The sequence below is a fragment of the Providencia alcalifaciens genome (assembly GCF_020271745.1).
Taxonomy (GTDB): Bacteria; Pseudomonadota; Gammaproteobacteria; order Enterobacterales; family Enterobacteriaceae; genus Providencia; species Providencia alcalifaciens_B.
The window spans coordinates 969,883-994,614 of the sequence record NZ_CP084296.1 but is presented as its reverse complement, the minus strand read 5'-3'; the positions used below and the strand labels follow the sequence as shown (position 1 = coordinate 994,614).

Below are 24,732 nucleotides of genomic sequence, written 5' to 3'. Positions count from 1 at the left end.
TGCAATGTGATTAAGTGGACACGTAGGGTAAGCGAATTTTCACGCGGGTGAATTTTTCAGGTTCATACTCCACGCCGATTCCATACTTCTCACCGTATTTCAGGCGCAAGCGTTTATCGACTAAGCCCATCCCTAAGCCGTCAGAGTGCCCACTTGGCTGGTATAAACCGGCATTATCTTCGATTTCAATATAGACATGTTCACAGCGAATATAGCTACGTATTGTAATGTATCCGGTATTTAATAACTGTGAAGTGCCGTGTTTTATTGCATTTTCGACAATCGGTTGCAGTGTGAACGCGGGTAATTCCACCTGTTTAACTTCATCGGGGATATCTAAGTGGATCTGCAAATTCTCTTGGAATCGCGCCTTTTCAATTTGCAGGTATGAATTGATATGCTCGATTTCTTCCCCTAATGTCGCATTTTGTTCTGGACGTTTTAAATTATTACGAAAGAAGGTAGAGATATACTGCACGAGCTGTCCTGCTTGCTGGCTATCTTTACGTATCACTGCCTGCAATGTATTGAGCACATTAAAGAGAAAATGCGGGTTCACTTGCGCGTGAAGCAGTTTGACTTCTGATTGCAGTAAAGATTGTTTATTACGCTCATATTGCCCCGCCAAAATTTGGGCGGAGAACAAGCTGGCAATTCCTTCACCTAGGGTACGGTTGATGGAGCTAAACAGGCTATTTTTGGCTTGGTATAATTTGATGGTTCCAATGACCCGTTGATTTTCCCCCCGCAGCGGGATCACGAGGGTTGAGCCAAGTTTACATGTAGGGCTTAATGAGCATTTATACGGAGTTTCGTTACCATCGGCATACACTACCTCATTATTATCGATGGCTTGCCGTGACTGAATTGATGAAATAGGCGTCCCAGGAATGTGGTGATCGGAGCCTAGCCCGATAAAGGCGAGAATTTTTTCTCTATCCGTAATGGCCACCGCACCAATATCTAACTCTTGGTAAATAATTTTTGCCACTTTCATGCTGTTATCCGCATTGAAGCCTTTACGCAAAATACCTTCAGTACATAGAGCGATTTTCAAGGCTTGAGCGGAGAATGCCGTGGTGTATTTCTCGACGATGGCGCGTCTATCCAGCAAGATGCGAATAAACATGGCAGCCCCGATGGTATTGGCAATGATCATCGGCGCGGCAATATTTTTCACTAATTCATAGGCTTCATCGAATGGGCGGGCGATGAGTAAAATAATCAGCATCTGGATGATTTCAGCGAAAAAGGTGACGCAGCTGGCGGTAACAGGGTTAAAAATTTTATTAATTTCCCCACGTTTCATATAGTAACGATGTACCAGCCCACCAATTAAGCCTTCGACAATGGTAGATATCATACAAGCGAAAGCGCTCATTCCACCCAAAGAGTACCGGTGGAGTCCACCTGTAAACCCAACAGCAAAACCCACCGCAGGGCCGCCTAACAATCCGCCAAGTACAGCACCAATAGCACGAGTGTTAGCTATGGAATCATTGATATGTAAACCAAAATAAGTACCGATGATGCAAAATACTGAGAAAATAAGGTAGCACATCACTTTATGAGGTAAGCGAATGGTAACCTTAAGAAGTGGAGTGACCAGTGGAGTGCGGCTAAGTGCCCAAGCGATAACAAGGTAGACGCACATTTGTTGTAGTAGTAATAAAATCAGATCAAATTCGTACATGCTCGTCATATTTCACATTATGGGGGTGTTGACTACGCTCAGCTACTTGGGTCACATACTTTTGTATGCTCCCCAAGATATCTTCTCTTGTCGCCTACCCATAATGTGAACTATTTAGAGCATGGCTCATTATATTTCACATTATGGGGGTGTTGACTACGCCCAGCTACTTGGGTCACATACTTTTGTATGCTCCCCAAGATATCTTCTCTTGTCGCCTACCCATAATGTGAACTATTTAGAGCATGGCTCATTATATTTCACATTCTATATTTCACATTATGGGGATGTTGACTGCACTCAGTGGGTTTAGCCATATTCTTTGGGGAGATATTGTATCTTATTGGGCTGGTTAAGTAATCGTCATTTAATAATTAGCAAAACATCATTATTTGACATAAGCGCCAAAGCCCCTCAGACTAAAAAAGACCGCTAAAGCGTGATTTTGCGCACAAATTTCTTAACGTTGGTGTTCTGTTTATTGTCATAATAAAAAAGTAGTTTCCTCCGTTATTATTCAAGGCCCACATACATAATGAAAAAAAGAACCATCATACTGATCTTGCTTATGCTGATCTTAATTGCTGCTGCGGCGCTTTTTCATTCCCACAATCAATTTTTATTATTGCAAGGGGAAGTGGACGCACCGGAAGTCATCGTGACTTCAAAAGCCAAAGGCAGAGTCATTGAACGCCATGTAGAACGCGGGGATGATGTGAAAAAAGGGCAGTTACTGATCACTTTAGAAAGCCCGGAGTTACAAGCCCAATACGCAGCATTAAAAGCGGCTAAGGACCAAGCTCAAGCCCAACTCGACCAATCCTTAAATGGAACTCGTGAAGAGACATTGCGTGACCTGCAAGCTGCGGTAGCTCAAGCAAATTCTCAATACCAAAATGCCTCTCATGAGTTTACCCGTTTAAATAATCTTTCAGGTAAAGGGTATGTCTCCGCGAATGAGCTAGATACTGCGCGTAAAGCGAAAGATGTTGCGTTCCAGCAACTCCAAAGTGCTAAGGCGCGTTTGGAAGAAGGTCAAAACGGCGATCGCATCGAACAGCGTCAACAATATGAAGCTGCAGTGAACCAAGCAGAGCAAAAACTTGCTGAACTCCAAGTTCAACTGGATGACTTGCAAGTGAAAGCCCCTGTGGATGGTGAAGTTGGCCCAATCCCTGCAGAAATCGGTGAACTGCTCAATGCAGGTAGCCCATTAATCTCATTGATCAGCCTTCCTCAAGCCTATTTTGTTTATAACCTACGTGAAGACATTTTAGTGGGGGTGAAAAAAGGGGACAAAATTGAGCTGACGGTGCCTGCCTTAGGGGATAAAACCGTGGAAGCCGAAGTTCGCTATATTGCACCGAAAGGGGATTATGCGACTAAACGAGCTACCCGTGCGACAGGGGATTTCGATCTAAAAACCTTTGAAGTTCGCTTGTATCCACAACAGCCGATTGAAGGATTACGACCGGGGATGAGCGTCTTGTGGCACTGGGATAAATAACAGGGGACGCCATGAAACTCAAATTCGCTTGGCATGGTTTTGAACATGCCTTTAGCCGCGAAACCCAAATGGCGATCCGCAGCCCAGTCTTTCACTGGCTGAGTTGGTTATTCCCTTTGATGCTGTTTACGTTAGTCAGCGCTAACTTCTCAGAGGGAACGCTGATGGATGTGCCAGTTTCGGTGGTAGATAACAACAACAGCCCGATTTCAAGACAAATTATCCGCGATCTTGATGCGGGTCCCCATGCGGAAGTGAAAGCGATTGATGGCAACTTAGTGACATCCATCAAGCAACTGGGAAGCGCCAAAGATTATGCCTTGCTCTATATCCCCAACAATTTTGAAGAGGATATATTGCGAGGGCGCCAGCCTGAATTACGCATGTACTACAATGCGCTATTTTACGCATCCGGTAGTTATGCTATTCAAGATTTTAGCGGCTTAGTTGCAGAACTTAACGCCAAATACCGCCAAGAAATGGCGAAATCGATGGGGCAATCTCTACCAGCATTAGCGCAAGTCACGCTCTCTTACGATAGCCTCTTTAACCCAAGTGGTAGCTATATTTATTACCAACAATTTGCGGCGACCATTCACATGCTGCAACTGTTTGTGGTCACGGCCACTATCTACACCATGTCTCGCGGCACTATTCTCCAAAGTGTGAAGCCATTCTCAATGGCACTGCTAGGTAAAATGGCGCCTTATACATTATTTTTCACGACGTTACTGATTGTGGAACTGGCGGCGCTGGTCACTATCTTCGACGCAAAAGTGGTAGGGAACCCTCTGTATATGATGCTGGTGGGCTTCTTTTATGTGATAGCGGCGCAAAGTATCGGGCTACTACTCTTTAGCTTCACGTCCAGCGCGATAATGGCTTACAGCTTAATCGGGATGCTGGTGAGTATTGCCTTGGCATTTTCTGGCATGGCAGTACCGGAACTCTCGATGATTTTGCCTGCACGAATTATTTCGAACGTGGAGCCGCTCACTCACACCTTAAATGCCATGTTTGATATTTTCTTACGGGAAATCTCATTTGGGCGGGTTGTACAAGTATGTTTATTCTTGCTGATTTATCCGTTACTGACGGCATTTTTGATCCGTAAACGCTTAGTGAAACGGCTAGAAACCCAAGGAAGTATCGTATGATAACGGTCTATTTTGCGACGTTTAAAAAGGTACTGCTGGGTATGCTAGAGAAACCCATGTGGCTGCTATTGCTAGTTTCTCTTTGTATTATGAGTTTGGTATACGCGCGTCCCGTATTGTGGGATCTGCCTGTGGCGGTTATCGATATGGATCACTCAGGTGCAAGTCGTGAATTGATCCGTGATTTAGACGCCACGCCCAAAGTTCAGCTACACAGTTACGATAATTTAGCTCAAGCGCGGCAGGATATGATTGCGAGGCAGCTATTTGCTATCGTGATCATCCCAACGGATTTTGAAAAGCATCTGCTTAGTGGCAAAAATATCACGGTACCGGTTTATGGGGATGCCACAAACCGCTTAGCCAGCGGGCAGATCCAGCAAGAGTTATCGAAAGCGTACCAAACGTTATTGAGTGCTTATAACACCCAGCTACTGGAAAAAGCAGGCTTTAGCCCTGAACAAGCGAAAGTGATTATTGCCCCTGTTCGCAGTGAAACCGAGCCGCTGTATAACCCCGGCATTAGCTTTGCAGCGATTATCTTCCCAGGTTTGTTGGTTATGTTATTGCAGCACTCCTTATTAATTGCGTGCGTACGGGTCAGTATTGCCATTCGTTCCACACCGAAAGGTAAACCCCCATTAGCAGTTTACCTGGGGGCGCTGTCGGCGTTGGTGCCTATTTGGTTATTTCTTTCGACCGTGTTTTTTGCCTTATGGCCATGGGTTTTGGGTTATCGACAAGAAGCGCCTCTGTACCAGATTTGGATGCTGACCTTCCCATTCTTACTTGCGGTTATTGGGTTAGGGAAGCTGGTCACGGAATGTTTGCGTAGTGTGGAAATGATCTACCTGACATTGGCGTTTATCACCACGCCGGTGTTCTATATGTCCGGTACGATTTGGCCACTACAAGCCATGCCAGACTGGGTACGAATGATAGCCTCTGCGTTGCCATCCACATGGGCGACTAATGCGATGGCGGGGATCAACCAAATGGGGCTGCCATTTCGAGATATCTTAATGGATATTGTGATGATGCTGGTGCTTGGGGTGATTTATTCGTTTATCGGTGTATTTATTGGCATGTTACGAGATGGCGAGTTACGCCAGATTAGTCATGCAGTGCATCGCTGGCGCAAGCATTTTCATAAATAGCCATAAATAATGTCCAGAGAGGTTGGTTTCCAACCTCTCATTTCAAAAAATTACGCCACAATATTTTATTCCACTACATTTTACTCTACAACGCTGAGACTTAAGTTGCACTCTTTGGGCGTTGAAACAGAAAATGTGCGTCCGTTAGCATTGGTTTTACCCGAATAAGCTTCCCCATTACAGTCATTGATAATGATGTAATTGACTGATGAAAGTGGTAAATCATTTTCATCGGTTAATAGGAAATTCAAATTATAATCGTGACCACCCACTTGGGAACTAATGTTACCATTGCTTTTGGCGGCAAGCCCCGCAATCACAAACTCACCTGTTTTGCCATCTTGGTTCAGTTTTCCAACCACATTATCTTCAGTGCCTGCCACTATATGGGCATTTTCAGGTACGGAAAGAATTTTTTTCCCTTTAAAGACCACGCGATAGTACCCAGAATCGGAGTAACCCACTTCTTGGTTTTTTTCGAGATCAGCTTTGGTGTACTCAAGGGATGTTGAGCATCCCGCTAAAAAAAGTGTCATGACGAGCAGGGTACGTTTTATCACGGGTATTTCCTTATTAGTCTGTGAGTTTGGTTGCTTATCTAATCTACCGTAGGACAACCAAATTCAAAGGAGATAACTCCGTATCTGTTTGGGGGATATTCTGGGTATAGGCCGGTTATTGATGAAGAATTGCGCAGGTTTTTGTTGGTGATTGACCATGGAATGAAAAGGCTCGCTAGAGAGCCTCTCATAAATAGCAAAAGCCCATCACGCCTCTAGGGTCAATACCGCTTAAAAAGTTAACTATATATCTCTCGTATTAATGGCAGTAACCCCAACCCAGCGAGCTGAATTTCGATTTCATTGGCTTTTTTAATATCCTCTTTATTTTCACCATCAAAAACATGGTCGGTACTGATAATTAATGTTCCGTGATTTTTGTCATTATCAATATGGATAAGCTGAGCTGCCATAGGAATCTGTTCTAGCATTATTTTTTTATTTAAATAAAGCATCCAGCCAACGGGAAGTCTGTCTGGGAAAACATTTTTATCATTATACCAATAGCCATTAACATCAATTTGAATACAAATTATTTTATAATTTCTAATGTAATAGCTTAATGCTTCAATTATAGTTATCTTGTTTAATATATTTAAATTGCGTAGTTTAAACTCTAGGCTATATTTTAGTCCTGAACTAGTATACTTTATATCTAATGCTTTATTTTCATTAGCCCATATTGATTCCATCCAATCAAAGAAAGGAATATCTTTTAATAAATTTGTCGGAGTATACTGGCTAAAGGCTTTTTTCTGTAATGCTTCTTCTAGAGTATCGCCAGTTAAATACCATGAGATTTCTTTTTCATTAGTAATACGCTCACATGTTAATATCATTTTTTCAAAAATATTAATCAACAAAGGGATTGATATTTCTTCACGTAATTCGATATCTACTTTAATTGATAAATCCATTAGTAATCCTAGAGTAAGTAATTTTAACCATGATTTTAATAAATAGATGTAGGAATAGAGTTTAGCGTCTAGAGCACGATAATTGAGTTGATTGCTACGTTATCGTACCCTAGATGCCTCGTAACAACCTAACTATATATTTCCCGAATCAACGGTAATAAGCCCAGCCCAGTGAGCTGGATTTCGATTTCATTGGCTTTTTTAATATCCTCTTTATTTTCACCATCAAAAACATGGTCGGTACTGATAATTAATGTTCCGTGATTTTTGTCATTATCAATATGAATAAGTTGAGCCGCCATGGGAATCTGTTCTGGCGTTATTTTTTTATTTAAATAAAGCATCCAGCCAACGGGAAGTCTATCTGGGAAAACATTTCTGCTTTTATATTCATAGTCATTTATATCTACTCGAATGCAGAATATGTCAAATTTATTAAGGTATGAATATAAAATATCCTTTATCTTATCTATAGCTATACTTTGAATTTCACGTAAATCAAAATCCAGATTGTATTTTAAACTTGAAATTTTTCCCTTTATAACAAGGGCTTTATTTTCACCACTCCATATGCCTTCAATAATATCAATATATTGTCGTTCTTCAAAAAATAAAGTTGGATAATTATCTTTAAATGCCGGTTGATTCAAAGCCTCCTCAAGGCTGTCACCACAAAAATACCAAACTAGCTCTTTGTTATTAGTGATGAGATCAGTAAATGCAATCATCTCGCTGAGTATACTCATTAGCGTTTGTAATGATAATTGGTCATTTAATTCAATATCTATCTTTATTGAAATATCCATAATTTTCCTAAGGTGAGTAATGTGTACGTACTTGCGATAATATTTTTAGTAGTTCCTTACTAAATTCATACATGTTTCTTTGAGAAAAATGCCAGTCTATATATGACTTTTGCTTAAAAGCAAATTTACATAGCCAATTTTGATCATTTGCTTGCTTAAAAATGCCGCCTCCATCTTTTGCAAATGGTTTTAGTTTTCCTTTACTATCAAAAAGAAAGTCATAATTATCTTTATTTTCAATAAAGTTGCATTCATCCGGCTTCCAGCCATCAAATTCCACTAACGGGTTTAGGGTTCTGGTTGGCACGGGAATTGTGCACTTCCATTCATCAATGTATCGCATTTGCCCTGCGGGGGTATCAACAGTTCTGATTTGAGTATTACAAATTCTAGCCTGATATGCATAAGCATTGGGCGTGCGTGTATTGGTAATATCATTTTGATGAGGAACAATATAAGGGATAGCCGGGCAGTCCTGACAGCCTTTACTGGCTTCAATGGCAGCAACACCAACAGATGCCCCGGCTGTAGCACCTACCGCTGCACCTTGATTATTACCTCGTTTCTTTTCTTCATCATCAAATTCGCCACCGATCGCAATACTTTCATATTCCTGAATTTTATTACCGTAACTTGTGTTATCTCCTCATTCTTCATCAATACTGAATGAGGAGGGAAGGTAATTATCCGAAACTGCTAACTTGGATAATTAAAATTTACTTAGCTATATATCTCACGAATCAACGGTAATAAGCCCAGCCCAGTGAGCTGGATTTCGATTTCATTGGCTTTTTTAATATCCTCTTTATTTTCACCATCAAAAACATGGTCGGTACTGATAATTAATGTTCCGTGATTTTTTTCATTATCAATATGGATAAGCTGAGCTGCCATGGGAACCTGTTGTTGCGTTATTTTTTTATTTAAATAAAGCATCCAGCCAACGGGAAGTCTGTCTGGAAAAACATTTCTTTTATTATATCTATATTTATTAGTATCAATTCTTATACAGACTATTTTATAGGTTAAAAAATATTTTTTTAGTGATTCAATTAGTTTAGGTTGACTAGGCGGGTTGATATCACGTAGTTTAAATTCCAGATTATATATTAATCCTGAACTTGTATATTTTATATCTAATGCCTTGTTTTCATTAGCCCATATTGATTCCATCCAATCAAAATAAGGCATGTTTTTTAATAAATCAGTCGGCGTGTATAGGTTAAATGCTTTCTTTTGTAATGCTTCTTCAAGAGTGTCAGCAGTTAAGTACCATGAGCTTTCCTTTTCATTAGTAATACTCTCACATGTTAATATCATTTTTTCAAAAATATTAATCAACAAAGGGATTGATATTTCTTCACGTAATTCGATATCTACTTTAATTGATAAATCCATAACTACCTCAAAACTATGGTGAATAATGTGTTCTAACTTGTGAAAATTGCTCTAATAATTCTTCGCAAAGATCATACATTTTCTTATGTGAAAAATGCCAATCAATAAATGACCTCTTTTTAAATTGACTGTAACACAACCAGTTTTGTTCTCCGGCTTGCTTAAGTATTTTACTATGCTCATTCATGAACCAATTAGGCTCACCTTTACTATTAAAGAAAAACTCATAATTATCTTTGGTTTCAATAAAGTTACATTCATCAGGCTTCCAGCCATCAAATTCCACTAACGGGTTTAGGGTTCTGGTTGGCACGGGAATTGTGCACTTCCATTCATCAATGTATCGCATTTGCCCTGCGGGGGTATCGACAGTTCTGATTTGTGTATTACAAATTCTTGCCTGATACGCATAAGCATTGGGCGTGCGTGTATTGGTAATATCATTTTGATGAGGAACAATATAAGGGATAGCCGGGCAGTCCTGACAGCCTTTACTGGCTTCAATGGCAGCAACACCAACAGATGCCCCGGCTGTAGCACCTACCGCTGCACCTTGATTATTACCTCGTTTCTTTTCTTCATCATCAAATTCGCCACCGATCGCAATGCTTTCATATTCCCGAATTTTATCTTCATAACTAGTATTTCCCCACTCATCATCTCCACTACCTGATGACGAGGGAAAGCCGATTTTTGAGGCTTCATGGGTCACTGCGGCGAGTCCACCCAGTGTCATTAATCCCGCCCCTGCAATAATTAAAGGAACTGGCATATTAAGTTCTCCATTCAATCAATTTCATGGCGATCCGTAAAAAATCTTGGTATTGCTGCTCTGGATTTCGACCGTTTTCCTCAAGCATATCTCTAATTTCAGGCTTCAAATAAAAGTAAGGGGAGCACGCTTCATAGAACAAAAAAGAACGAATTAAAGGCTCTTTGGTAAACCCTAGGGATAACAAATACCGAAAAGCAGATTGCAGACGACTATTTAATGTTTCAACCACTTGTAATTTATCAGGGTGATGTTGATAAAAGTCAGCAATAACTTGGGCGACATAATCACTTTGTTCGATGTTTTGAATTTTGGTTAATTGTTCTTCGCTAAACTGCATTTAATCGCCCTCCTTGTAATGCATAAAATTGCCCTTCAAAGCGGTAATACCATGCAATAAGAGGCATCGTTATCTCATTAAATTGTTCAAGAGTGAGAATTTGGGGCATATTGTGCGTCACGCGGGGATCATAAAACCGAAATAAGGCCGTTTTGTTATCAGGTAAACTCACATTAAGAAGGTTAGAGAAGTGAGACGCTAACTTATCCAGCGATACGTCACTGACTAGCCAAGATAATGCAGGAGATTTAGACTCTAATTGCATTAAATCTGCCAGCAAGTCATGCCGATGAGTCACATCAATTAACCACGGTCCAGCCCATGCTATTTCTGTATCTGAAGGTTGCTTAAACAGTGGGCTTGCTGTTCCATAATTATTTTGAAGCGCTTCATCAAAGTGGCGTTCATACTGTAGTCCGCAAATCAGACAATAATGATTGGCATCAGGGTAACGCTCAAAATAGTTAAAAATAGGATGCTGATTATTCATTGATCATTATCCTTCTCTCACTACTAACATTTGCCCAGATTCGGCCGCTTTCATTAAGCAACTAATACAGATTTTTTGGGTAACAATGGAAGGGAGAATTGATGGTGATACCGGGGGGATAGTGCTGCTTTTATCGCTATATTCATCACTATAACAGTCTTGAATTGAATTGATAAAACGAGCTCGACAGGGGCATGAACTGATGCTTTCAAGTGTTCCCGCTACCTTCCTCCCTTCATCCCAAACACTTTGGCAGCCGCCAATAATATAAAATCGTCCAGAATGCTTGCCGCAACTGACCATATCGCCTTCACGAGCACCGGCAACACCATACCATTGCATGGTATTGTCTCCCGTTAATATTTGGCCTCCGCAGGTTGTTTTATCACCCACCCGCAAAAAATATCCTATTGCCATAATCAGTCCTCATCCATAATGGAGGACTGATTATTTTATACTTAACTTAAATTTTCAATGGTGAACTTAAATTTAACTTAAAGAATAAGACTAATCACAGCTCATCAAGTCAAAATAGAAAAAAACCATCACGCCTCTAGGGTCAATCCGGCAATATTACGCCAATAGCCATTACAGCTTTGGTCGGGAATGAGGAGTGGGGACTGCCCGTGTTGGTTGGCTTTAAACTGCCTAATCACATCAAGGGATTCAAGGCTTTCAGGGGAAACCCGCACAATATCCACCAAATCCTGCATGGACGAAATATCGTTGCCTAAGTTATAGCAATAGCCGCTCAGGGTTTGGATGCCATTAAGCGTGAAAACTTGCTGCTGCTCTTGGGAAAGTACTTTGCGCCCTTGCGGGTAATTAATGCAGCAGGTTTCGCACTCATCTTTTTGCCGGTTTTCCGAGCGCGCCGTAAAGCAGCGAGCGGAGTATGCCAAAGGCAGATGACCGTAGCTGAAAACCTCCACTTCAAATTTATCGCGAATACCTAGCTCTTCACATTGATTGAGCAAATTCACCAGCCAGTCACGGGAAAGTTCAACGGGCATACACCAGCGCATCATGCCTTGGCGTAGCAAAATATTCAGTGAGGGGGCGTTATAACAGTTAAGCCCATGACCTGCCACAAAAGGTAATTTGCGTTCTGCCAGCATGTTGACGACACCAAAATCGTGCGCTTCAATTAAAAACTCGCCATTATCGACTAATTTACCGATTTCTTTCAGCTCAGAGGGCGCTTGTAGCAGGGCTAGAGTGCTGAGAATAATCTGTTTACCACTTCCCGCTAGCTGTTTAGCAAGGTCAATCCAGTCATTGGGTTTCATATCGCGGCGTTTGCTACACACCGTTTCCCCGAGATAAATAATATCCGCGTCGCTGTCTGCCGCTTGCTGATAAAAATCCTGTAAGGTTGATGTTGGCCAGTAGTACAGTACTGAACCTAATGCATATTTCATTATGTTACCCATTAATCCATGCTGATAAATGATGTGCGCCAGTTATTGCCACTTACGGTGATACGCCCCAAGGGTGGTTTGGCTGCCTTCAGAAAGGTCACCGAGGGCTTTGAGCCACCTAGGATCCGTCACAAAGCCGTCAGGATTGGATTTATAGCGATTGATGGCCTGACGCCAAATCTTGGTCACTTGGGTGACATAGGCAGGGCTGCGCTGACGACCTTCAATTTTTACCGAAGCGATATTGGCACTCATAAGCTCTGGGAGTAACTCAATGGTATTGAGGCTGGTGGGCTCTTCAAGAACATGATATTTCTGCTCATCCACCACATAGCGCCCTTTACACAACGTTGGATAACCCGCGTTTTCATTTTTTTGGTAGCTGTCGATCAGCACATCATTCAGTCGTGATTCCATGCCATTTTCAGTCTGTTGCCAGCGAACAAAACGTGCAGGAGAGCAAGCGCCGACGGTATTCGGTGATTCTCCCGTTAAGTAGGAAGAAAGATAACAGCGACCTTCAGCCATAATGCACAGGCTACCAAAAGCAAATACTTCCAGCGGTACAGGACTGGTTTTGGCGAGTTGTTTAACTTGGTGAATTGATAACACGCGAGGGAGCACCACGCGATGAACCTGAAAGTTACGCTCATAGAAACGAATGGCTTCCGTGTTGGTCGCGGAAGCTTGCACAGAAACATGGCGTTCAATATGCGGGTATTTATTGGCGGCGTACTCTAACATTGCAATATCGGCGAGGATCAGGGCATCGGCCCCTAGATCAGCGGCTAAATCAACAGAGTTTTGCCAGCGTTGATAACCATCAGGGTGAGCGAAGGTGTTTATCGCAATATGCAATTTACGTTTACGCTGGTGGATATAACGCTCTGCTTCATGCAGATTTTTTTCCGTAAAATTCAAACCTGCAAAATGGCGCGCGTTAGTATCATTTTTTAGGCCGATGTACACCGCATCGGCACCATTATCAACAGCCGCTTTTAAGGCAGGTAAATTCCCCGCAGGGCAGAGTAATTCCATTCGCTTTTTCTCTGTATAAAAATTTAGCAATTGATCATTCTAGACAAGGGATCTGACAGAGGTTTTGATTTAGCGCAGAGAAGCTTGGAATGTTGTAGGCGAGATAGTTATTTCGTGACTATTATAAAAGTGTAGAGATTATTGGAAATAAATATTGGCGAGATGGATAAAGATTGATATAGGATCGGTATCATCACGTTATTTTTTGGCAAAATATGTCCTTATATCGGATAAATAACGATATATCTCTGATTATCTTTACATCTACACATCAATGTTATCTATAATCGTTGTCATTATAGGTATTAAAATTGTCCAAGCAGCTGCTTTAACCAGTAGTCATGCGTGATGGACAGATAATTGATACGGGAGTTAGTACTGTGTTTGGTAAAATTCGTTCTCAACTGATCACTCAAGGCCCTTCATTTTTGAAGTTTCCATTGAAAGTGACCCCATTTGTCGTACAGCGTCAAATACTCGAACAACTATTAAGTTGGCAGTTTCGTGAATCTGTTAAAGAAGGCGAACTCGATTTTCTGGAAGGGAAATGGCTGAAAGTTGAGATCCGAGATTTAGAGCTTGTTTGGTTTATCAGCTTACAAGACGGTCAGCTGGTGGTACAAAAGCAGGCTGAACCGGATGTCAGTGTCAGCGGCAATGCCAATGATTTGGTCTTGATTGCAGCTCGTAAAGAAGATCCCGATACGCTCTTTTTCCAACGCCGTTTGGTGATTGAAGGGGATACTGAATTAGGTTTGTATGTTAAAAACCTGATGGATGCCTTCGAAATTGAAAATATGCCAATGCCGTTACGCTTTGGTCTATTACAGCTCGCTGATGTGATTAAAACGGTACAAGACAGTGAGGACGCAGAGCATAAAACGCCTGTGTTAACCTCATGCTGATACGTGTAGAAATCCCGGTTGATGCCATGGGTATCGACACGCTATTACGTGAAACTTTCCCTACCGAAGGTGAAGCAGATCTTGTTCAGCACCTGCGTGAAGATGGGTTATTGACTCTCGGTGTAGTAGCGACCAACGATGACGGCGAAGTCATTGGCTATGTCGGTTTTACCCCGGTTGATGTGAATGGTGAAGATGTTCAATGGGTAGGACTCGCCCCATTAGCTGTTAAAAAAGCCTATCAAGGCCAAGGTATCGCGGAAAAATTGGTTTATGAAGGGTTAGATAGCTTAAATGAATTTGGTTATGGGGCTGTCGTCGTTCTCGGTGATGAGGGTTACTACGGGCGTTTTGGTTTCGAACCCGCTTCCAACCACGAATTACATTGCCAATGGCCAAGTCTACAAAAACATTTTCTTGTCTATGGACTCGAAAATGGCGCAATTGACCAGCATAAAGGCGAGGTCACTTATTCGTCGCATTTTGATAATGTGTAAGCCGCTAAATAATGCTGTAAATCATCAGGCTGGTCAGTGACCAGCCTTTCTTTTGCCTGCTTACTTAATTTCTTAACTCGATACTCTAATTGAGATGCTTCAGACCGATCCCCCGCAGTACAATGAAAAACGAGAGTCAAGGGCGCTTTGCCTTTTAGTGCCTTGGCGCCTGTTCCCGTTTCATGCTGTTTAAAACGCCGCTGAACATCGGTGGTGATCCCACAATATAACGCGTTATTTTTCTGCCGAATTAAGTAAAGAGACCAATTTTGCTGTGTCATTTTGTTTTTCTTGGTGTTGAATTTAACATTCTGTGCTGATTTATAAGGGGAATTTAGTTGGCTTACAGCGAATTTTCTCGTGAATATTAAAGTTTATAACATACTAAATTATAAATAAAAAATGATATAAAACTGTCACAAATTCGCAACCTCAATATAGGTTATTGTTCAATTAATTTGAATGAATATAGCAAAATTAGCTAATTTTCATCTCAAGATAAAGCGCATAGTATGATCCATATCACAGGGATACACGAAAAAAACCCTGTTAATATCAAACATACAATGAGGAAGTTTACCATGAAAAAATCAACATTATTTGCTGCTGCTTTAGCTTTAGGTGCTGTATCATTTGGTTCAATGGCGGCTGAAGAAGTTAGACAAGCTAGCGAGCCAGCAGTCGGTTATGTGTCTGTAAGTGGTGCTGCAAGTGTAAATGACCTGACTGCACAATTAGCCAAAAAAGCTGATGAAGCTGGCGCAAAATCTTTCCGTGTGATTTCTGCAAGCGGTGAGAATGAGATGAGTGGTACTGCAGCGATTTATAAGTAGTAAATCTAGCGTATAGTAGTGCGAACTAAGTACAGATAACGTTCAGAACAGCTTAAGCACGCCCAGCCATATTTATGGGCGTGTTCTGAACGGTCTAACATGGACATTCGCAATGACACCCGAAAACACCTTACAACACATCCAGCGCTATATTGCTCGCCAACACGTTTTTTCTCTGTTTACCTCTCACCAAGATGATATTTGGGCTGCCAGTTGCTACTACGCCTTTGACCGCCAAAATATGCGTTTAATTTTCATGACATCCCCCGATTCTCAGCATGGTCAATTAATGCAGGAAAATCCTCGTGTGGCAGGGACTATCTCCGCACAAACTAAGCAAGTGGGTAAAATTCAAGGTATTCAATTTGTGGGAGAAATTCGCCAATTTGACGGTGAAGAGGCGGATGTGCAGAAAGCATTTTATTGCCATAGATTTCCTGTCGCTCTAGAGGCGAAGCTGCCGATTTGGCAGCTTCAATTACAAACGGTGAAAATGGTGGATAACACGCTGGGGTTTGGTACCAAATTACATTGGTTGCGTGAAGTTTAGGCCGCGTGAAGCTTAACGTAGTCGATGAATAACTTGGTTACTGCTACCGCGCCATAGCAGCGCGGGGTCATACCGTTCTTGTTCGAACTTTCCATCAATTAACGTATTGATCAAACTCACCACTTTTTGCTGTTCTAGTGTCAACTCATCCAATTTATAGCCCGTCCACATCCAGATATCCTTATCTGGACAGACGGCTTTCACTCGCTTCACTAACGCTAAAATGGCAGGCAAGTTGGCAGGATGCAAAGGATCCCCCCCTGAGAGGGAAAGCCCTTGGCGGCGAATACGCGTATCCTGCAAATCTTGGATGATTTGGTCTTCCATCTCTTGGGTAAAAGGAATACCGGAATCCACGCGCCATGTGCTTTGGTTATAGCAGCCTCGGCACTGATGAACGCAGCCCGAGACAAATAATGTGCAGCGGGTACCGGGTCCATTAACCACATCCACAGGATAATATTGGTGATAATTCATGGTATTTATCCGCTGTTAACCGAGCTGTCCATTACCCAAGTGCTTGATACGGCGCTTCACTTCCTCTTGCTTACCTGCATTAAACGGTCGGGCATCAGGGCTGCCTAAATAGCCACAGACACGGCGGATCACGGAAACGCGGTTAGTATCGTGGTTGCCGCAAGCTGGGCAGGTAAAGCCTTTGCTGGTACAGGAAAATTCACCCGAAAAACCGCAGTCATAGCATTCGTCGATTGGCGTGTTGGTGCCATAGTAAGGAACATGCTGATAGCTGTAATCCCAGACATCTTCGAGGGCTTTGAGGTTGTGCTGTAAGTTCGGGTATTCGCCGTAACAGATAAAACCGCCATTGGCGAGTGCCGGATACGGCTGTTCAAAATCGATTTTATCGTAAGGATTAACCTGTTTTTCTACATCTAAGTGGAAGCTATTGGTGTAGTAGCCTTTGTCGGTTACACCATCAATAACGCCAAATTCAGCGGTATCTAAGCGGCAGAAACGGTCACATAAATTTTCGCTTGGCGTGCTGTATAAGCTGAAACCATAACCGGTTTGAGCTTTCCATTCATCAGTGGCTTGGCGTAGACGATTGACGATGGCGACCGCTTTTTCGCGCAATTTCTCGCTATCATACACATGAGTCTGTGTGCCAAATAGGGCATTGATGGTTTCGTGTAATCCAATATAACCCAATGAAATTGAAGCACGCCCATGTTTGAAAATTTCCGCTACGCTGTCATTGGCTTTTAAGCGAACGCCGCAGGCACCTTCCATGTATAAGATAGGGGCAACACGGGCTTTGACATTTTCTAAGCGCGCAATGCGGGTCATTAATGCTTTTTTGGCGATGGCTAAACGCTCATCGAGAAGCGCCCAAAATGCCTCTTCACTACCTTGAGCTTCCAGCGCGATGCGCGGTAAATTCAGGCTGATCACGCCGAGGTTATTACGCCCATCGTGAATTTGTTTGCCATTTTCTTCATAGATACCCAAGAAACTGCGGCAGCCCATCGGTGTTTTAAAGGATCCAGTGACATCAACCACGCGATCGTAATTGAGGATGTCTGGATACATACGTTTGCTGGCGCATTCTAAGGCTAATTGTTTGATATCATAGTTAGGATCGCCGTATTTATGGTTCAGACCATCTTTGATAGCAAACACGAGTTTTGGGAAAACGGCGGTTTTGCGGTTTTTGCCCAGTCCCGCAATACGGTTTTTGAGAATGGATTGTTGGATAAGTCGTGCTTCTTGGGATGTGCCTAATCCAAAACCAAAGGTGACGAAGGGGGTTTGCCCATTCGCGGTATGCAGTGTATTGACTTCATACTCTAAGGATTGAAACGCATCGTAACACTCTTTTTCAGTGCGACTTTGGGCGTAAGCTTCGGCATCAGCAATTCCCCACTCTTTGGCTACTTTTAAGTGTTTTTCATGGCTGATAGCCACGTAAGGCGCCAAAATTTCATCAATGCGGTTAATGGTGGTGCCGCCATAAATATGGCTAGCTACTTGGGCAATAATTTGTGCAGTAACGGCAGTGGCAGTCGAAATGGATTTTGGTGGCTCAATTTCTGCATTTCCCATCTTAAAGCCGTTGGTTAACATGCCATCAAGGTCGATAAGCATACAGTTAAACATCGGGAAGAAAGGGGCATAATCGAGATCATGATAGTGAATTTCACCCTTTTCATGAGCAAGTACAACATCACGCGGCAAAATATGCTGTTTAGCATAATGCTTAGCGACGATCCCGGCTAATAAATCACGCTGGGTTGGGATAACCTTACTGTCTTTGTTCGCATTTTCATTGAGTAAGGATAAGTTGCTTTGCTCAATTAGGCCGCGGATCTCGTGAGTAAGTTGGCTGCGTTTTTCGCGTTCGCTGTCTCTATCATGACGATATTCAATATAGGCTCGAGCCAGATCCTTGTAAGGCCCGGACATGAGTTGATTTTCAACAGCATCTTGGATCTCAGCGATATCCACTTTTTCACGATTGCACAACTGCTCAGAGACAACCGTGGCAACTTGCAGGCAATAATCATTATCTTTGACGTCCACTGCGGCAGCAGCACGTCGCACCGCTTCTTGAATGCGTGGGAGATCAAAATTGACCTGACAACCATCTCGTTTTATAACCACCGTTTTCACTATCATACTCCTTATTAAATCCCTCACAGGACTGGCGATAGCGTCCATGATCTTTTATCAGTATGGGGCATCCCTGTGAAAGAAATGTGAATTTTTACTACATATAGTGTCTAGTTAATTAATTAAAGCACAATATGTAGGATTTTGCCTTTTTTTAGCTGACGATAAATTGATTTAAAACAAGGAAAAAAATAATTCGTATGAATTTCAAATGGGCAGAAGATAAATAAAAAAATAGGCGGATAAAATGAAAGGAAAGAAAAAAACTACCCTTTTATGCTGATAAATAGCTTAAGAGGGTAGCCATTAAGGGGGGATAAAAATCGAGGATTATTTACGCACTGCGATAGCTTCGATTTCGATTTTCACATCTTTTGGCAGACGCGCAACTTCAACGCAAGAACGCGCAGGGAATGGCGCATTATGTTGTTTGAAAAATTCTTCATAAGTGGCGTTAACGGTACCGAAATCATTTAAATCTTTCACAAAAACGGTCGTTTTTACGATATTGGCAACGCCCAGGCCTGCTTTTTCTAAAATCGCTTTTACGTTCGCCAGTGATTGACGAGTTTGTGCTGCGATATCTTCTGGGACATTACCAGTTTTTGGATCAACAGGAATTTGACCTGAAGTTATAACCATACTGCCTAAATCGACGCCTTGAACGTAAGGACCAATAGCGGCTGGTGCATTTTCGGTGCTGATTTCGTATGACATAATTTCTCCGTTTATCACGTAAAAAAGGGTTTGGACGCTATTATAGACATGGAACGGCATCCACACAAAGACGCAGTCTACGCCTAAATACCTTACTGATTATTGATCACGGCGTCTCTATCGAACTCTTTTTCACAGAATTTGCAGGTTAATGCCACATGTTTCGCGCGTTTTTTAATGCGGAAACTGCTGGAAACCGGCTCATTATGGCTAATGCAATTGCTGTTTGGACACACCAATACGCTGTCGATTTGCTCTGGTAATTTCAGGTCTAATTTCTCCACCACTTGATAATCTTCAATACGATTAACGGTGGCTTCCGGCGCATACATCGCTAATTGGTTGGCTTGTTCCGGGGTTAAAAAAGTATTTTCGATTTTGATAATGTCTTTTTTGCCCATATTGCTGGAGGGTAAATTCAGCCCGATAGTGATGCGCTCATCGGTTTTGGTAAGCTTAAACAGCTTCAGTAATTTGAACCCAATTTGAGCAGGGATATGGTCGATGACAGTGCCGCAACGGATGGCTTCAACTTGTAATTTATGGTCGTGTGTCATGGTCTTCTCCTCAGATTGCCAGTTCTTTATTTAATACCAGAGACAGTAGCGCTTGGCGCGCGTAGATCCCATTCCCTGCTTGCTGGAAGTAGTAAGCGTAAGGGGTGCTATCTACATCCACGGTAATTTCATCGATACGCGGAAGCGGGTGCAGCACTTTTAAATTATCTTTGGCACTGTGCAGGTCTTGGGCGCGCAGAATAAATTGCGCTTTGACGTTGGCATATTCTGATGGGTCTAAACGCTCTTTTTGAACGCGAGTCATATACAGAATATCCACTTCAGGGATCACTTCATCGACATTGTTATGCAGGCTGTAAGTCGCGCCTTTTTCATCCAGAATATTCAGGATATGAGCTGGCATCGACAACACTTCAGGGGAAATAAAGTAGAAGTGATTACCTTCAAACTTCGATAGCGCTTGAGTCAGTGAATGCACTGTTCTGCCATATTTCAGGTCACCGACCATGGCGATTTTTAGGTTATCTAAGCGACCTTGGGTTTCTTGGATAGTAAACAAGTCTAACAGGGTTTGGGTAGGATGTTGGTTAGAGCCATCCCCTGCGTTGATAATCGGGACGGAACCTGAGAATTGGCTGGCTAAACGCGCGGCACCTTCTTGTGGGTGGCGCATCACAATCGCATCAACATACTGGCTGATAACGGAAATGGTGTCTGCAAGAGTCTCGCCTTTCTTACCTAATGAGGTGTTGGCGCTATCGGAGAAGCCGACGACAGATGCCCCTAAACGATGAATGGCAGTTTCGAATGACAGACGGGTACGCGTTGATGCTTCGAAGAAACAGCTAGCGATAACTTTATGCTTCAGAAACTCAGGTTGAGGCTGCTGTTTTAATGAAGCAGCCACTTTAAGGACTAATTCAAGGTCGGTTTTATCTAAATCGTTAATTGAGATTATGTCGCGGTGATATAACGGATTCGGCATCGTGGTTCTCCTGTATCAGCAAGACTTGCTATCTAGTAGGCCAAAAAAAAGCCCCTCAATGAGGGGCTTCTTAGAAAATACAACGGGGAAAAACAGGCTGTCCAGACCGCGTGATGGCAGTGCGGTGTCGATGTTCTCTTTCAAAAATAGAGCAGCAGCGTTCATGGTTTCTCCCGGCAAATTGTGGCGCATTATACGCGTGTGGCGCAATGACGCAAGCGTTTGCGAATGGAAAAATGAAATTTTTTGTTTTTAGCATATGTTGACATATGTATGAGTGAGAATATACTCAACATATGTTTATTCTTTCGGCATTTAAGGAGGAATTATGGTAACTAAAATTGTTGCTGTATTTAAAAATGGTAATAATCGCGCAGTTCGTTTACCTAAAGATATTGATTTTGAAGGTGTAAATGAATTAGAGATTAGTCGTGAAGGGAATCGTATTATTCTTCGTCCAGTCAAACCTAATTGGCTATCACTAAGAGATGAAGATAAAGCAGACAAAGATTTCTTACTTGAACGTGAAGACGTGATTGAAGATGGAAGGATAGTTTTGTGACAAAACTCTACATGCTTGATACCAATATTTGCTCTTTCATTATGAGAGAGCAACCCATGTATCTACTACAGAAATTGCAAGATTGTGTTATGCATCGACATTCTATTGTTATTTCTGCGATTACTTACTCAGAAATGCGCTTTGGTGCAATAGGTAAGAAAGCCTCGCCTAAGCATAATTTTTTAGTCGACGCATTTTGTGAGCGTCTTGATGGGATTCTCGCTTGGGATAAAGATGCGATTGATGCAACAACTGCAATTAAGAAAGCATTAACCGAAGCAGGAACGCCTATTGGAAATAATGACACTGCAATAGCCGGTCATGCATTAGCAACTAACTCTATATTGGTAACTAACAATACCCGAGAGTTTTCTCGAGTTTTGGGATTGAAACTAGAAGATTGGTTGCAGCCATAGTTATTAAATTAGTGTTTAATTTATTGGATATAGCCATTACGTTTATAAAGCCCATTTAGGGCTTGCTTTTATATTATCTTTTCGCTACTTACCTTTGCCCCAATCTCTTTGCCACTCTCTCCAACTTCATCATCAACAACAGTGTGATAGCGACGAGGACAATAGTCAGTGCGGAGCCGTCGGCAATATTTCCGCGGTCGGTAAGGCTGAAAATTGACACTGGCAACGTAGCCCAACCTGGGGGATACAGCATCATGGTGGCACCCAACTCGCCGAGGGACAAAGACAGGCTCAGGGCCACAGCGGAAATCATCCACGGCATCAACAGCGGCAGAGTGACATGGCACAGGCGATACCACGGAGAAGCCCCTAAACTGAATGCCACATTCTCAATGTCTGCGGAAATGCGAGTTAATCCTGTAGAGACATTGCTGAAGGTGAACGCTGAAATCAGAACAAAATGGGCGGAAAAAACTATCCAGAAGGTGCCGTTCATCTGCAAATAGCCTTGGCTAAATGCCACTAAGATCCCCAATCCAATTGAAACCGATGGAATAGCACTCGGTAAATAGAACGCGATACCCAGATATTTTTGTACTCTGGCACTATGGCGACGTAAGGCTAGGGCTGCCCACAGACCACAAAACAGCGCAAACAAACTGGCGCAAAAGCCAATAATCAGGCTGGATAGAATGGCTTCCCATGCAGGTCCTTGAAACGCATTCACAAAATGCTCGAAGGTAAAGCCGGAGGGTAAAATACCGTTCCATTGTCGGCTAAAGCTGGACATTAAAATCATCGCTAATGGCAGCAAAAACAAGCAAGAAAACAGCGTGATGGCGATGGCGGTTGAAATGGCTCGCCCAGTTTTAGACCAAATTAACATGGTTATTTTTTCACTCCGAAACGGGTTGTTGCCATGCGATACAGGCTAAATAGCCCCACAGACAGCAGAATATTAATTAGCGCTATCATGCATGCGACGCTGTAATCAGATTCTAGAATCGCTTTGCTGTAAACCATCATCGGCAAGGTATTCACTCCTTTCGCCCCGATAAACAGCACGATACCGAATTCGTTGGTGGTCAGCAGCAAGCATAAACTGCCGCCTGCAAGTAATGCAGGAAGCGCCGCCGGAAAAATCACTTGGCTGATAACGCGGGCAGGGTGCGCCCCTAAAATGCTGGCGGCTTCTAACTGGCTTTTATCGATTTGGCGCAGTGCCGCCATAAGAGGGCGCATCACCAGCGGAGTAAAGACGGTGATCTCTGCCAAAATCACGCCATTAATCGAGTATAAAAAATCCACGGGAGGCATTTCAAAATCAAACAGCGCCATTAAGGTGCCATTGAGTAACCCCGCCGAACCATAAATAAAGGTAAATGCGAGAGTGATCAGAAACGTCGGCAGTGCGATAAAGGTATCAATGACTTGGGTAATAAAACGGCTTCCGGGAAAAGGAATAAACACCAAAATCAGGGAGAGAACCGAGCCAAGTACCAAGCAACCTAACGTGGCAAAAAAAGCAATTTGTAGTGTATTGAATAGCCCGCTAATAAACCGGCGAGATTCAATCACTTGCCAGAACGTTTCTAAGCTTACGCCACCTGTGGGGCTTTGAATGGCTTGCTCGCCAATCAGTATCAGCGGGTAGAAAAATAACGTCGCTAAAACGAGTAGCGGTGGCACTATCCAATAAAATGGTTTTAGGTTTATGGATGATGGCTTAGATAGGTTGATAGCCGACATATTATTCCTCAATCAACACAGTATCAGAGGAAGAAAACCACAGCGTGAGTTTATCCCCCGTTTGCGGTAACGGGGATAAATGGGTAACAGCGACCGTCACCTTTTCCCCTGCCACATCACACAATAAATGGGTAATATCCCCCTGCCAGCGGATAGACTGTAAGGTGGCGTGTAACTGGTTTGAGGTATCTGCTCGTGGGGTGAGGCTAATATGCTGCGGACGAATACAGATTAATTTGTGGCTCTGAGCTTGCATCCCTTGGGTTTGCGCTTCAATGAGCGTGCCGCCACAGCTCACACTGACTTGGGCGGGGACGGAGGAAAAGCCCAAGGCGGTTGCCGACAGAATATTGGCACGCCCTAAAAACTCGGCGGCAAAGCGGTTAGGCGGGCGATGGTACAGGGCATTTTTCTCCCCGTGTGCTACCAAATAGCCATCCTTCATGATGCCAATTTTATCCCCCAGAGCGAGGGCTTCAGTTTGGTCATGGGTGACGTACAAAATGGTCAGCTCAGGTAACTCGCGGTGCAGCCTTGCAATCTCTTCCACCATATTATGGCGAATTTGGGCATCGAGGGCAGATAACGGCTCATCGAGCAAAAGTACTCGTGGGCGAACGGCTATAGCACGGGCGATGGCAACGCGCTGCTGCTGTCCACCGGATAACTGGTGCGGGTAACGGGTGGCATAGTCGCTCATTCCTACGATATTTAATGCCTCTGCCACGCGCTCTTTGATCAGCGCTTTAGGCTGTTTTTGGGCGCGTAAGCCAAAGGCAACATTATCTTCCACTTTCATATGGGGGAAGAGGGCGTAGTTTTGTACGACCATGCCCAGCCCCCGCTGATACGGGGGAAGGTGGGTGATATCCGTATCACCCATTAAAATGCGCCCGCTGTCCGGTTGTGCAAAGCCCGCAATTGACCGTAACACGGTGGTTTTACCGGAGCCTGAAGGGCCAATCAACACCAGTATTTCACCGGGCTCAATGGTCAGGGATAACGGCTTGAGTACCACATTGTTATGGTAAGAAACCCGCAGAGATTCCAGCACAATACCTGAATGGTCAGTGCGCTGGCTTGGTGTTTCTATCTTTCTTTTCATCAACATAA

General features: G+C 42.9%; 31 protein-coding genes. 9 read left to right on the top strand and 22 right to left on the bottom strand.

Annotated features, from left to right (window positions below):
* Positions 1–10 precede the first annotated feature (10 nt).
* Complete coding sequence (locus LDO51_RS04495; protein ID WP_225576515.1) at positions 11–1,693, bottom strand: sensor histidine kinase; 1,683 nt, start codon at positions 1,691–1,693, stop codon at positions 11–13.
* A 535-nt stretch (positions 1,694–2,228) separates the two neighbouring features.
* Here LDO51_RS04495 and LDO51_RS04490 point away from each other — a divergent pair.
* From LDO51_RS04490 to LDO51_RS04480, 3 genes are read left to right on the top strand one after another with little or no spacing between them, the layout of a single operon-like run.
* Positions 2,229–3,200, top strand: coding sequence for an HlyD family secretion protein (locus tag LDO51_RS04490; RefSeq protein WP_225576514.1), 972 nt, complete (start codon positions 2,229–2,231; stop codon positions 3,198–3,200).
* A gap of 11 nt (positions 3,201–3,211) precedes the next feature.
* On the top strand, positions 3,212–4,357 hold the full coding sequence (locus LDO51_RS04485) for an ABC transporter permease (protein ID WP_225576513.1): 1,146 nt from the start codon (positions 3,212–3,214) through the stop codon (positions 4,355–4,357).
* The gene (locus tag LDO51_RS04480; RefSeq protein WP_225576512.1) at positions 4,354–5,514 is read left to right on the top strand and encodes an ABC transporter permease; all 1,161 of its coding nucleotides are present in this window, start codon (positions 4,354–4,356) and stop codon (positions 5,512–5,514) included. Before LDO51_RS04485 ends, LDO51_RS04480 begins: the two co-directional genes overlap by 4 nt.
* Positions 5,515–5,594: 80 nt before the next feature.
* On the opposite strand, the gene LDO51_RS04475 is transcribed toward LDO51_RS04480, so the two are convergent.
* The 11 genes from LDO51_RS04475 to ubiU all read right to left on the bottom strand — a co-directional run bounded on the left by LDO51_RS04475 (position 5,595) and on the right by ubiU (position 13,256).
* On the bottom strand, positions 5,595–6,074 hold the full coding sequence (locus LDO51_RS04475; RefSeq protein WP_225576511.1) for a hypothetical protein: 480 nt from the start codon (positions 6,072–6,074) through the stop codon (positions 5,595–5,597).
* A gap of 239 nt (positions 6,075–6,313) precedes the next feature.
* Complete coding sequence (locus LDO51_RS04470; protein WP_225576510.1) at positions 6,314–6,991, bottom strand: Imm52 family immunity protein; 678 nt, start codon at positions 6,989–6,991, stop codon at positions 6,314–6,316.
* A gap of 128 nt (positions 6,992–7,119) precedes the next feature.
* The gene (locus tag LDO51_RS04465) at positions 7,120–7,797 is read right to left on the bottom strand and encodes an Imm52 family immunity protein (RefSeq protein WP_225576509.1); all 678 of its coding nucleotides are present in this window, start codon (positions 7,795–7,797) and stop codon (positions 7,120–7,122) included.
* 7 nt (positions 7,798–7,804) lie between these two features.
* Complete coding sequence (locus tag LDO51_RS04460; RefSeq protein WP_263869897.1) at positions 7,805–8,170, bottom strand: restriction endonuclease fold toxin 5 domain-containing protein; 366 nt, start codon at positions 8,168–8,170, stop codon at positions 7,805–7,807.
* Between the two features lie 347 nt (positions 8,171–8,517).
* Positions 8,518–9,195, bottom strand: a complete 678-nt coding sequence (locus tag LDO51_RS04455) for an Imm52 family immunity protein (RefSeq protein WP_225576508.1) — start codon at positions 9,193–9,195, stop codon at positions 8,518–8,520.
* A 13-nt stretch (positions 9,196–9,208) separates the two neighbouring features.
* A complete protein-coding gene (locus LDO51_RS04450; protein ID WP_225576507.1) occupies positions 9,209–9,985 on the bottom strand; it encodes a Tox-REase-5 domain-containing protein in 777 nt (258 codons plus the stop codon).
* A complete protein-coding gene (locus LDO51_RS04445; RefSeq protein WP_225576506.1) occupies positions 9,969–10,307 on the bottom strand; it encodes a hypothetical protein in 339 nt (112 codons plus the stop codon). The genes LDO51_RS04450 and LDO51_RS04445 overlap by 17 nt, the downstream gene beginning before the upstream one ends.
* Positions 10,297–10,797, bottom strand: coding sequence for a DUF4123 domain-containing protein (locus LDO51_RS04440; RefSeq protein WP_225576505.1), 501 nt, complete (start codon positions 10,795–10,797; stop codon positions 10,297–10,299). Before LDO51_RS04440 ends, LDO51_RS04445 begins: the two co-directional genes overlap by 11 nt.
* 6 nt (positions 10,798–10,803) lie before the next feature.
* The gene (locus LDO51_RS04435; protein ID WP_225576504.1) at positions 10,804–11,214 is read right to left on the bottom strand and encodes a PAAR domain-containing protein; all 411 of its coding nucleotides are present in this window, start codon (positions 11,212–11,214) and stop codon (positions 10,804–10,806) included.
* A 128-nt stretch (positions 11,215–11,342) separates the two neighbouring features.
* Positions 11,343–12,218, bottom strand: coding sequence for a U32 family peptidase (locus LDO51_RS04430; RefSeq protein WP_225576503.1), 876 nt, complete (start codon positions 12,216–12,218; stop codon positions 11,343–11,345).
* A gap of 42 nt (positions 12,219–12,260) precedes the next feature.
* Positions 12,261–13,256 carry a ubiquinone anaerobic biosynthesis protein UbiU gene (gene ubiU, locus LDO51_RS04425; protein ID WP_154610088.1) on the bottom strand — a complete coding sequence of 332 codons (996 nt, stop codon included), beginning with the start codon at positions 13,254–13,256 and terminating at the stop codon, positions 12,261–12,263.
* Positions 13,257–13,636: 380 nt separating this feature from the next.
* Here ubiU and ubiT point away from each other — a divergent pair, with 380 nt between their 5' ends.
* Together ubiT and LDO51_RS04415 are read left to right on the top strand one after the other, a co-directional pair.
* Positions 13,637–14,161, top strand: coding sequence for a ubiquinone anaerobic biosynthesis accessory factor UbiT (ubiT, locus tag LDO51_RS04420; protein WP_225576502.1), 525 nt, complete (start codon positions 13,637–13,639; stop codon positions 14,159–14,161).
* Positions 14,155–14,658, top strand: coding sequence for a GNAT family N-acetyltransferase (locus tag LDO51_RS04415; protein WP_225576501.1), 504 nt, complete (start codon positions 14,155–14,157; stop codon positions 14,656–14,658). The genes ubiT and LDO51_RS04415 overlap by 7 nt, the downstream gene beginning before the upstream one ends.
* Here LDO51_RS04415 and LDO51_RS04410 read toward each other — a convergent pair.
* On the bottom strand, positions 14,631–14,939 hold the full coding sequence (locus tag LDO51_RS04410) for a GIY-YIG nuclease family protein (protein ID WP_225576500.1): 309 nt from the start codon (positions 14,937–14,939) through the stop codon (positions 14,631–14,633). The genes LDO51_RS04415 and LDO51_RS04410 overlap by 28 nt on opposite strands.
* Before the next feature lie 300 nt (positions 14,940–15,239).
* Between LDO51_RS04410 and bhsA the strand changes: the two genes are divergently transcribed.
* Positions 15,240–15,491, top strand: a complete 252-nt coding sequence (gene bhsA, locus LDO51_RS04405; protein ID WP_036949095.1) for a multiple stress resistance protein BhsA — start codon at positions 15,240–15,242, stop codon at positions 15,489–15,491.
* 112 nt (positions 15,492–15,603) lie between these two features.
* Positions 15,604–16,041 carry a YhbP family protein gene (locus LDO51_RS04400; RefSeq protein ID WP_225576499.1) on the top strand — a complete coding sequence of 146 codons (438 nt, stop codon included), beginning with the start codon at positions 15,604–15,606 and terminating at the stop codon, positions 16,039–16,041.
* Between the two features lie 12 nt (positions 16,042–16,053).
* On the opposite strand, the gene nrdG is transcribed toward LDO51_RS04400, so the two are convergent.
* The 6 genes from nrdG to LDO51_RS19625 all read right to left on the bottom strand — a co-directional run bounded on the left by nrdG (position 16,054) and on the right by LDO51_RS19625 (position 21,057).
* Positions 16,054–16,518, bottom strand: a complete 465-nt coding sequence (nrdG, locus tag LDO51_RS04395) for an anaerobic ribonucleoside-triphosphate reductase-activating protein (protein WP_154603010.1) — start codon at positions 16,516–16,518, stop codon at positions 16,054–16,056.
* Between the two features lie 15 nt (positions 16,519–16,533).
* Positions 16,534–18,672, bottom strand: a complete 2,139-nt coding sequence (nrdD, locus tag LDO51_RS04390) for an anaerobic ribonucleoside-triphosphate reductase (protein ID WP_225576498.1) — start codon at positions 18,670–18,672, stop codon at positions 16,534–16,536.
* Between the two features lie 330 nt (positions 18,673–19,002).
* Positions 19,003–19,389, bottom strand: coding sequence for a 2-iminobutanoate/2-iminopropanoate deaminase (gene ridA, locus LDO51_RS04385; RefSeq protein ID WP_225576497.1), 387 nt, complete (start codon positions 19,387–19,389; stop codon positions 19,003–19,005).
* Between the two features lie 92 nt (positions 19,390–19,481).
* Positions 19,482–19,946 (bottom strand): aspartate carbamoyltransferase regulatory subunit, encoded by a 465-nt coding sequence (gene pyrI / locus LDO51_RS04380; RefSeq protein ID WP_036949112.1) that lies wholly within the window; start codon positions 19,944–19,946, stop codon positions 19,482–19,484.
* A gap of 10 nt (positions 19,947–19,956) precedes the next feature.
* Positions 19,957–20,892, bottom strand: a complete 936-nt coding sequence (gene pyrB, locus LDO51_RS04375) for an aspartate carbamoyltransferase (RefSeq protein WP_154603006.1) — start codon at positions 20,890–20,892, stop codon at positions 19,957–19,959.
* A 15-nt stretch (positions 20,893–20,907) separates the two neighbouring features.
* Positions 20,908–21,057 (bottom strand): hypothetical protein, encoded by a 150-nt coding sequence (locus LDO51_RS19625; protein ID WP_225576496.1) that lies wholly within the window; start codon positions 21,055–21,057, stop codon positions 20,908–20,910.
* Between the two features lie 163 nt (positions 21,058–21,220).
* Here LDO51_RS19625 and vapB point away from each other — a divergent pair, with 163 nt between their 5' ends.
* Both vapB and LDO51_RS04360 read left to right on the top strand, forming a co-directional pair.
* Positions 21,221–21,454, top strand: coding sequence for a type II toxin-antitoxin system VapB family antitoxin (gene vapB, locus LDO51_RS04365; RefSeq protein WP_036949116.1), 234 nt, complete (start codon positions 21,221–21,223; stop codon positions 21,452–21,454).
* Positions 21,451–21,870, top strand: a complete 420-nt coding sequence (locus tag LDO51_RS04360) for a type II toxin-antitoxin system VapC family toxin (protein WP_036949118.1) — start codon at positions 21,451–21,453, stop codon at positions 21,868–21,870. The genes vapB and LDO51_RS04360 overlap by 4 nt, the downstream gene beginning before the upstream one ends.
* Positions 21,871–21,958: 88 nt before the next feature.
* Here LDO51_RS04360 and phnV read toward each other — a convergent pair whose 3' ends face one another.
* Genes phnV through phnT form a run of 3 tightly spaced genes read right to left on the bottom strand, consistent with a single transcriptional unit; the run spans position 21,959 to position 24,730 of the window.
* Complete coding sequence (gene phnV / locus LDO51_RS04355; protein WP_225576495.1) at positions 21,959–22,756, bottom strand: 2-aminoethylphosphonate ABC transport system, membrane component PhnV; 798 nt, start codon at positions 22,754–22,756, stop codon at positions 21,959–21,961.
* A 2-nt stretch (positions 22,757–22,758) separates the two neighbouring features.
* Positions 22,759–23,619 carry a 2-aminoethylphosphonate ABC transporter permease subunit gene (gene phnU / locus LDO51_RS04350; RefSeq protein ID WP_225576494.1) on the bottom strand — a complete coding sequence of 287 codons (861 nt, stop codon included), beginning with the start codon at positions 23,617–23,619 and terminating at the stop codon, positions 22,759–22,761.
* A 1-nt stretch (position 23,620) separates the two neighbouring features.
* A complete protein-coding gene (gene phnT, locus LDO51_RS04345; protein WP_225576493.1) occupies positions 23,621–24,730 on the bottom strand; it encodes a 2-aminoethylphosphonate ABC transport system ATP-binding subunit PhnT in 1,110 nt (369 codons plus the stop codon).
* Positions 24,731–24,732 lie beyond the last annotated feature (2 nt).

Excerpts from the sequence above, each read along its gene's own strand:
- LDO51_RS04495 (WP_225576515.1), bottom strand. The coding sequence starts at position 1,693 with ATGTACGAATTTGATCTGATTTTATTACTACTACAACAAATGTGCGTC.
- LDO51_RS04490 (WP_225576514.1), top strand. The coding sequence starts at position 2,229 with ATGAAAAAAAGAACCATCATACTGATCTTGCTTATGCTGATCTTAATT.
- LDO51_RS04485 (WP_225576513.1), top strand. The coding sequence starts at position 3,212 with ATGAAACTCAAATTCGCTTGGCATGGTTTTGAACATGCCTTTAGCCGC.
- LDO51_RS04480 (WP_225576512.1), top strand. The coding sequence starts at position 4,354 with ATGATAACGGTCTATTTTGCGACGTTTAAAAAGGTACTGCTGGGTATG.
- LDO51_RS04470 (WP_225576510.1), bottom strand. The coding sequence starts at position 6,991 with ATGGATTTATCAATTAAAGTAGATATCGAATTACGTGAAGAAATATCA.
- LDO51_RS04465 (WP_225576509.1), bottom strand. The coding sequence starts at position 7,797 with ATGGATATTTCAATAAAGATAGATATTGAATTAAATGACCAATTATCA.
- LDO51_RS04455 (WP_225576508.1), bottom strand. The coding sequence starts at position 9,195 with ATGGATTTATCAATTAAAGTAGATATCGAATTACGTGAAGAAATATCA.
- LDO51_RS04445 (WP_225576506.1), bottom strand. The coding sequence starts at position 10,307 with ATGCAGTTTAGCGAAGAACAATTAACCAAAATTCAAAACATCGAACAA.
- LDO51_RS04440 (WP_225576505.1), bottom strand. The coding sequence starts at position 10,797 with ATGAATAATCAGCATCCTATTTTTAACTATTTTGAGCGTTACCCTGAT.
- LDO51_RS04435 (WP_225576504.1), bottom strand. The coding sequence starts at position 11,214 with ATGGCAATAGGATATTTTTTGCGGGTGGGTGATAAAACAACCTGCGGA.
- LDO51_RS04430 (WP_225576503.1), bottom strand. The coding sequence starts at position 12,218 with ATGAAATATGCATTAGGTTCAGTACTGTACTACTGGCCAACATCAACC.
- ubiU (WP_154610088.1), bottom strand. The coding sequence starts at position 13,256 with ATGGAATTACTCTGCCCTGCGGGGAATTTACCTGCCTTAAAAGCGGCT.
- LDO51_RS04415 (WP_225576501.1), top strand. The coding sequence starts at position 14,155 with ATGCTGATACGTGTAGAAATCCCGGTTGATGCCATGGGTATCGACACG.
- LDO51_RS04410 (WP_225576500.1), bottom strand. The coding sequence starts at position 14,939 with ATGACACAGCAAAATTGGTCTCTTTACTTAATTCGGCAGAAAAATAAC.
- bhsA (WP_036949095.1), top strand. The coding sequence starts at position 15,240 with ATGAAAAAATCAACATTATTTGCTGCTGCTTTAGCTTTAGGTGCTGTA.
- LDO51_RS04400 (WP_225576499.1), top strand. The coding sequence starts at position 15,604 with ATGACACCCGAAAACACCTTACAACACATCCAGCGCTATATTGCTCGC.
- nrdG (WP_154603010.1), bottom strand. The coding sequence starts at position 16,518 with ATGAATTATCACCAATATTATCCTGTGGATGTGGTTAATGGACCCGGT.
- ridA (WP_225576497.1), bottom strand. The coding sequence starts at position 19,389 with ATGTCATACGAAATCAGCACCGAAAATGCACCAGCCGCTATTGGTCCT.
- pyrI (WP_036949112.1), bottom strand. The coding sequence starts at position 19,946 with ATGACACACGACCATAAATTACAAGTTGAAGCCATCCGTTGCGGCACT.
- pyrB (WP_154603006.1), bottom strand. The coding sequence starts at position 20,892 with ATGCCGAATCCGTTATATCACCGCGACATAATCTCAATTAACGATTTA.
- LDO51_RS19625 (WP_225576496.1), bottom strand. The coding sequence starts at position 21,057 with ATGAACGCTGCTGCTCTATTTTTGAAAGAGAACATCGACACCGCACTG.
- vapB (WP_036949116.1), top strand. The coding sequence starts at position 21,221 with ATGGTAACTAAAATTGTTGCTGTATTTAAAAATGGTAATAATCGCGCA.
- phnV (WP_225576495.1), bottom strand. The coding sequence starts at position 22,756 with ATGTTAATTTGGTCTAAAACTGGGCGAGCCATTTCAACCGCCATCGCC.
- phnU (WP_225576494.1), bottom strand. The coding sequence starts at position 23,619 with ATGTCGGCTATCAACCTATCTAAGCCATCATCCATAAACCTAAAACCA.
- phnT (WP_225576493.1), bottom strand. The coding sequence starts at position 24,730 with ATGTTGATGAAAAGAAAGATAGAAACACCAAGCCAGCGCACTGACCAT.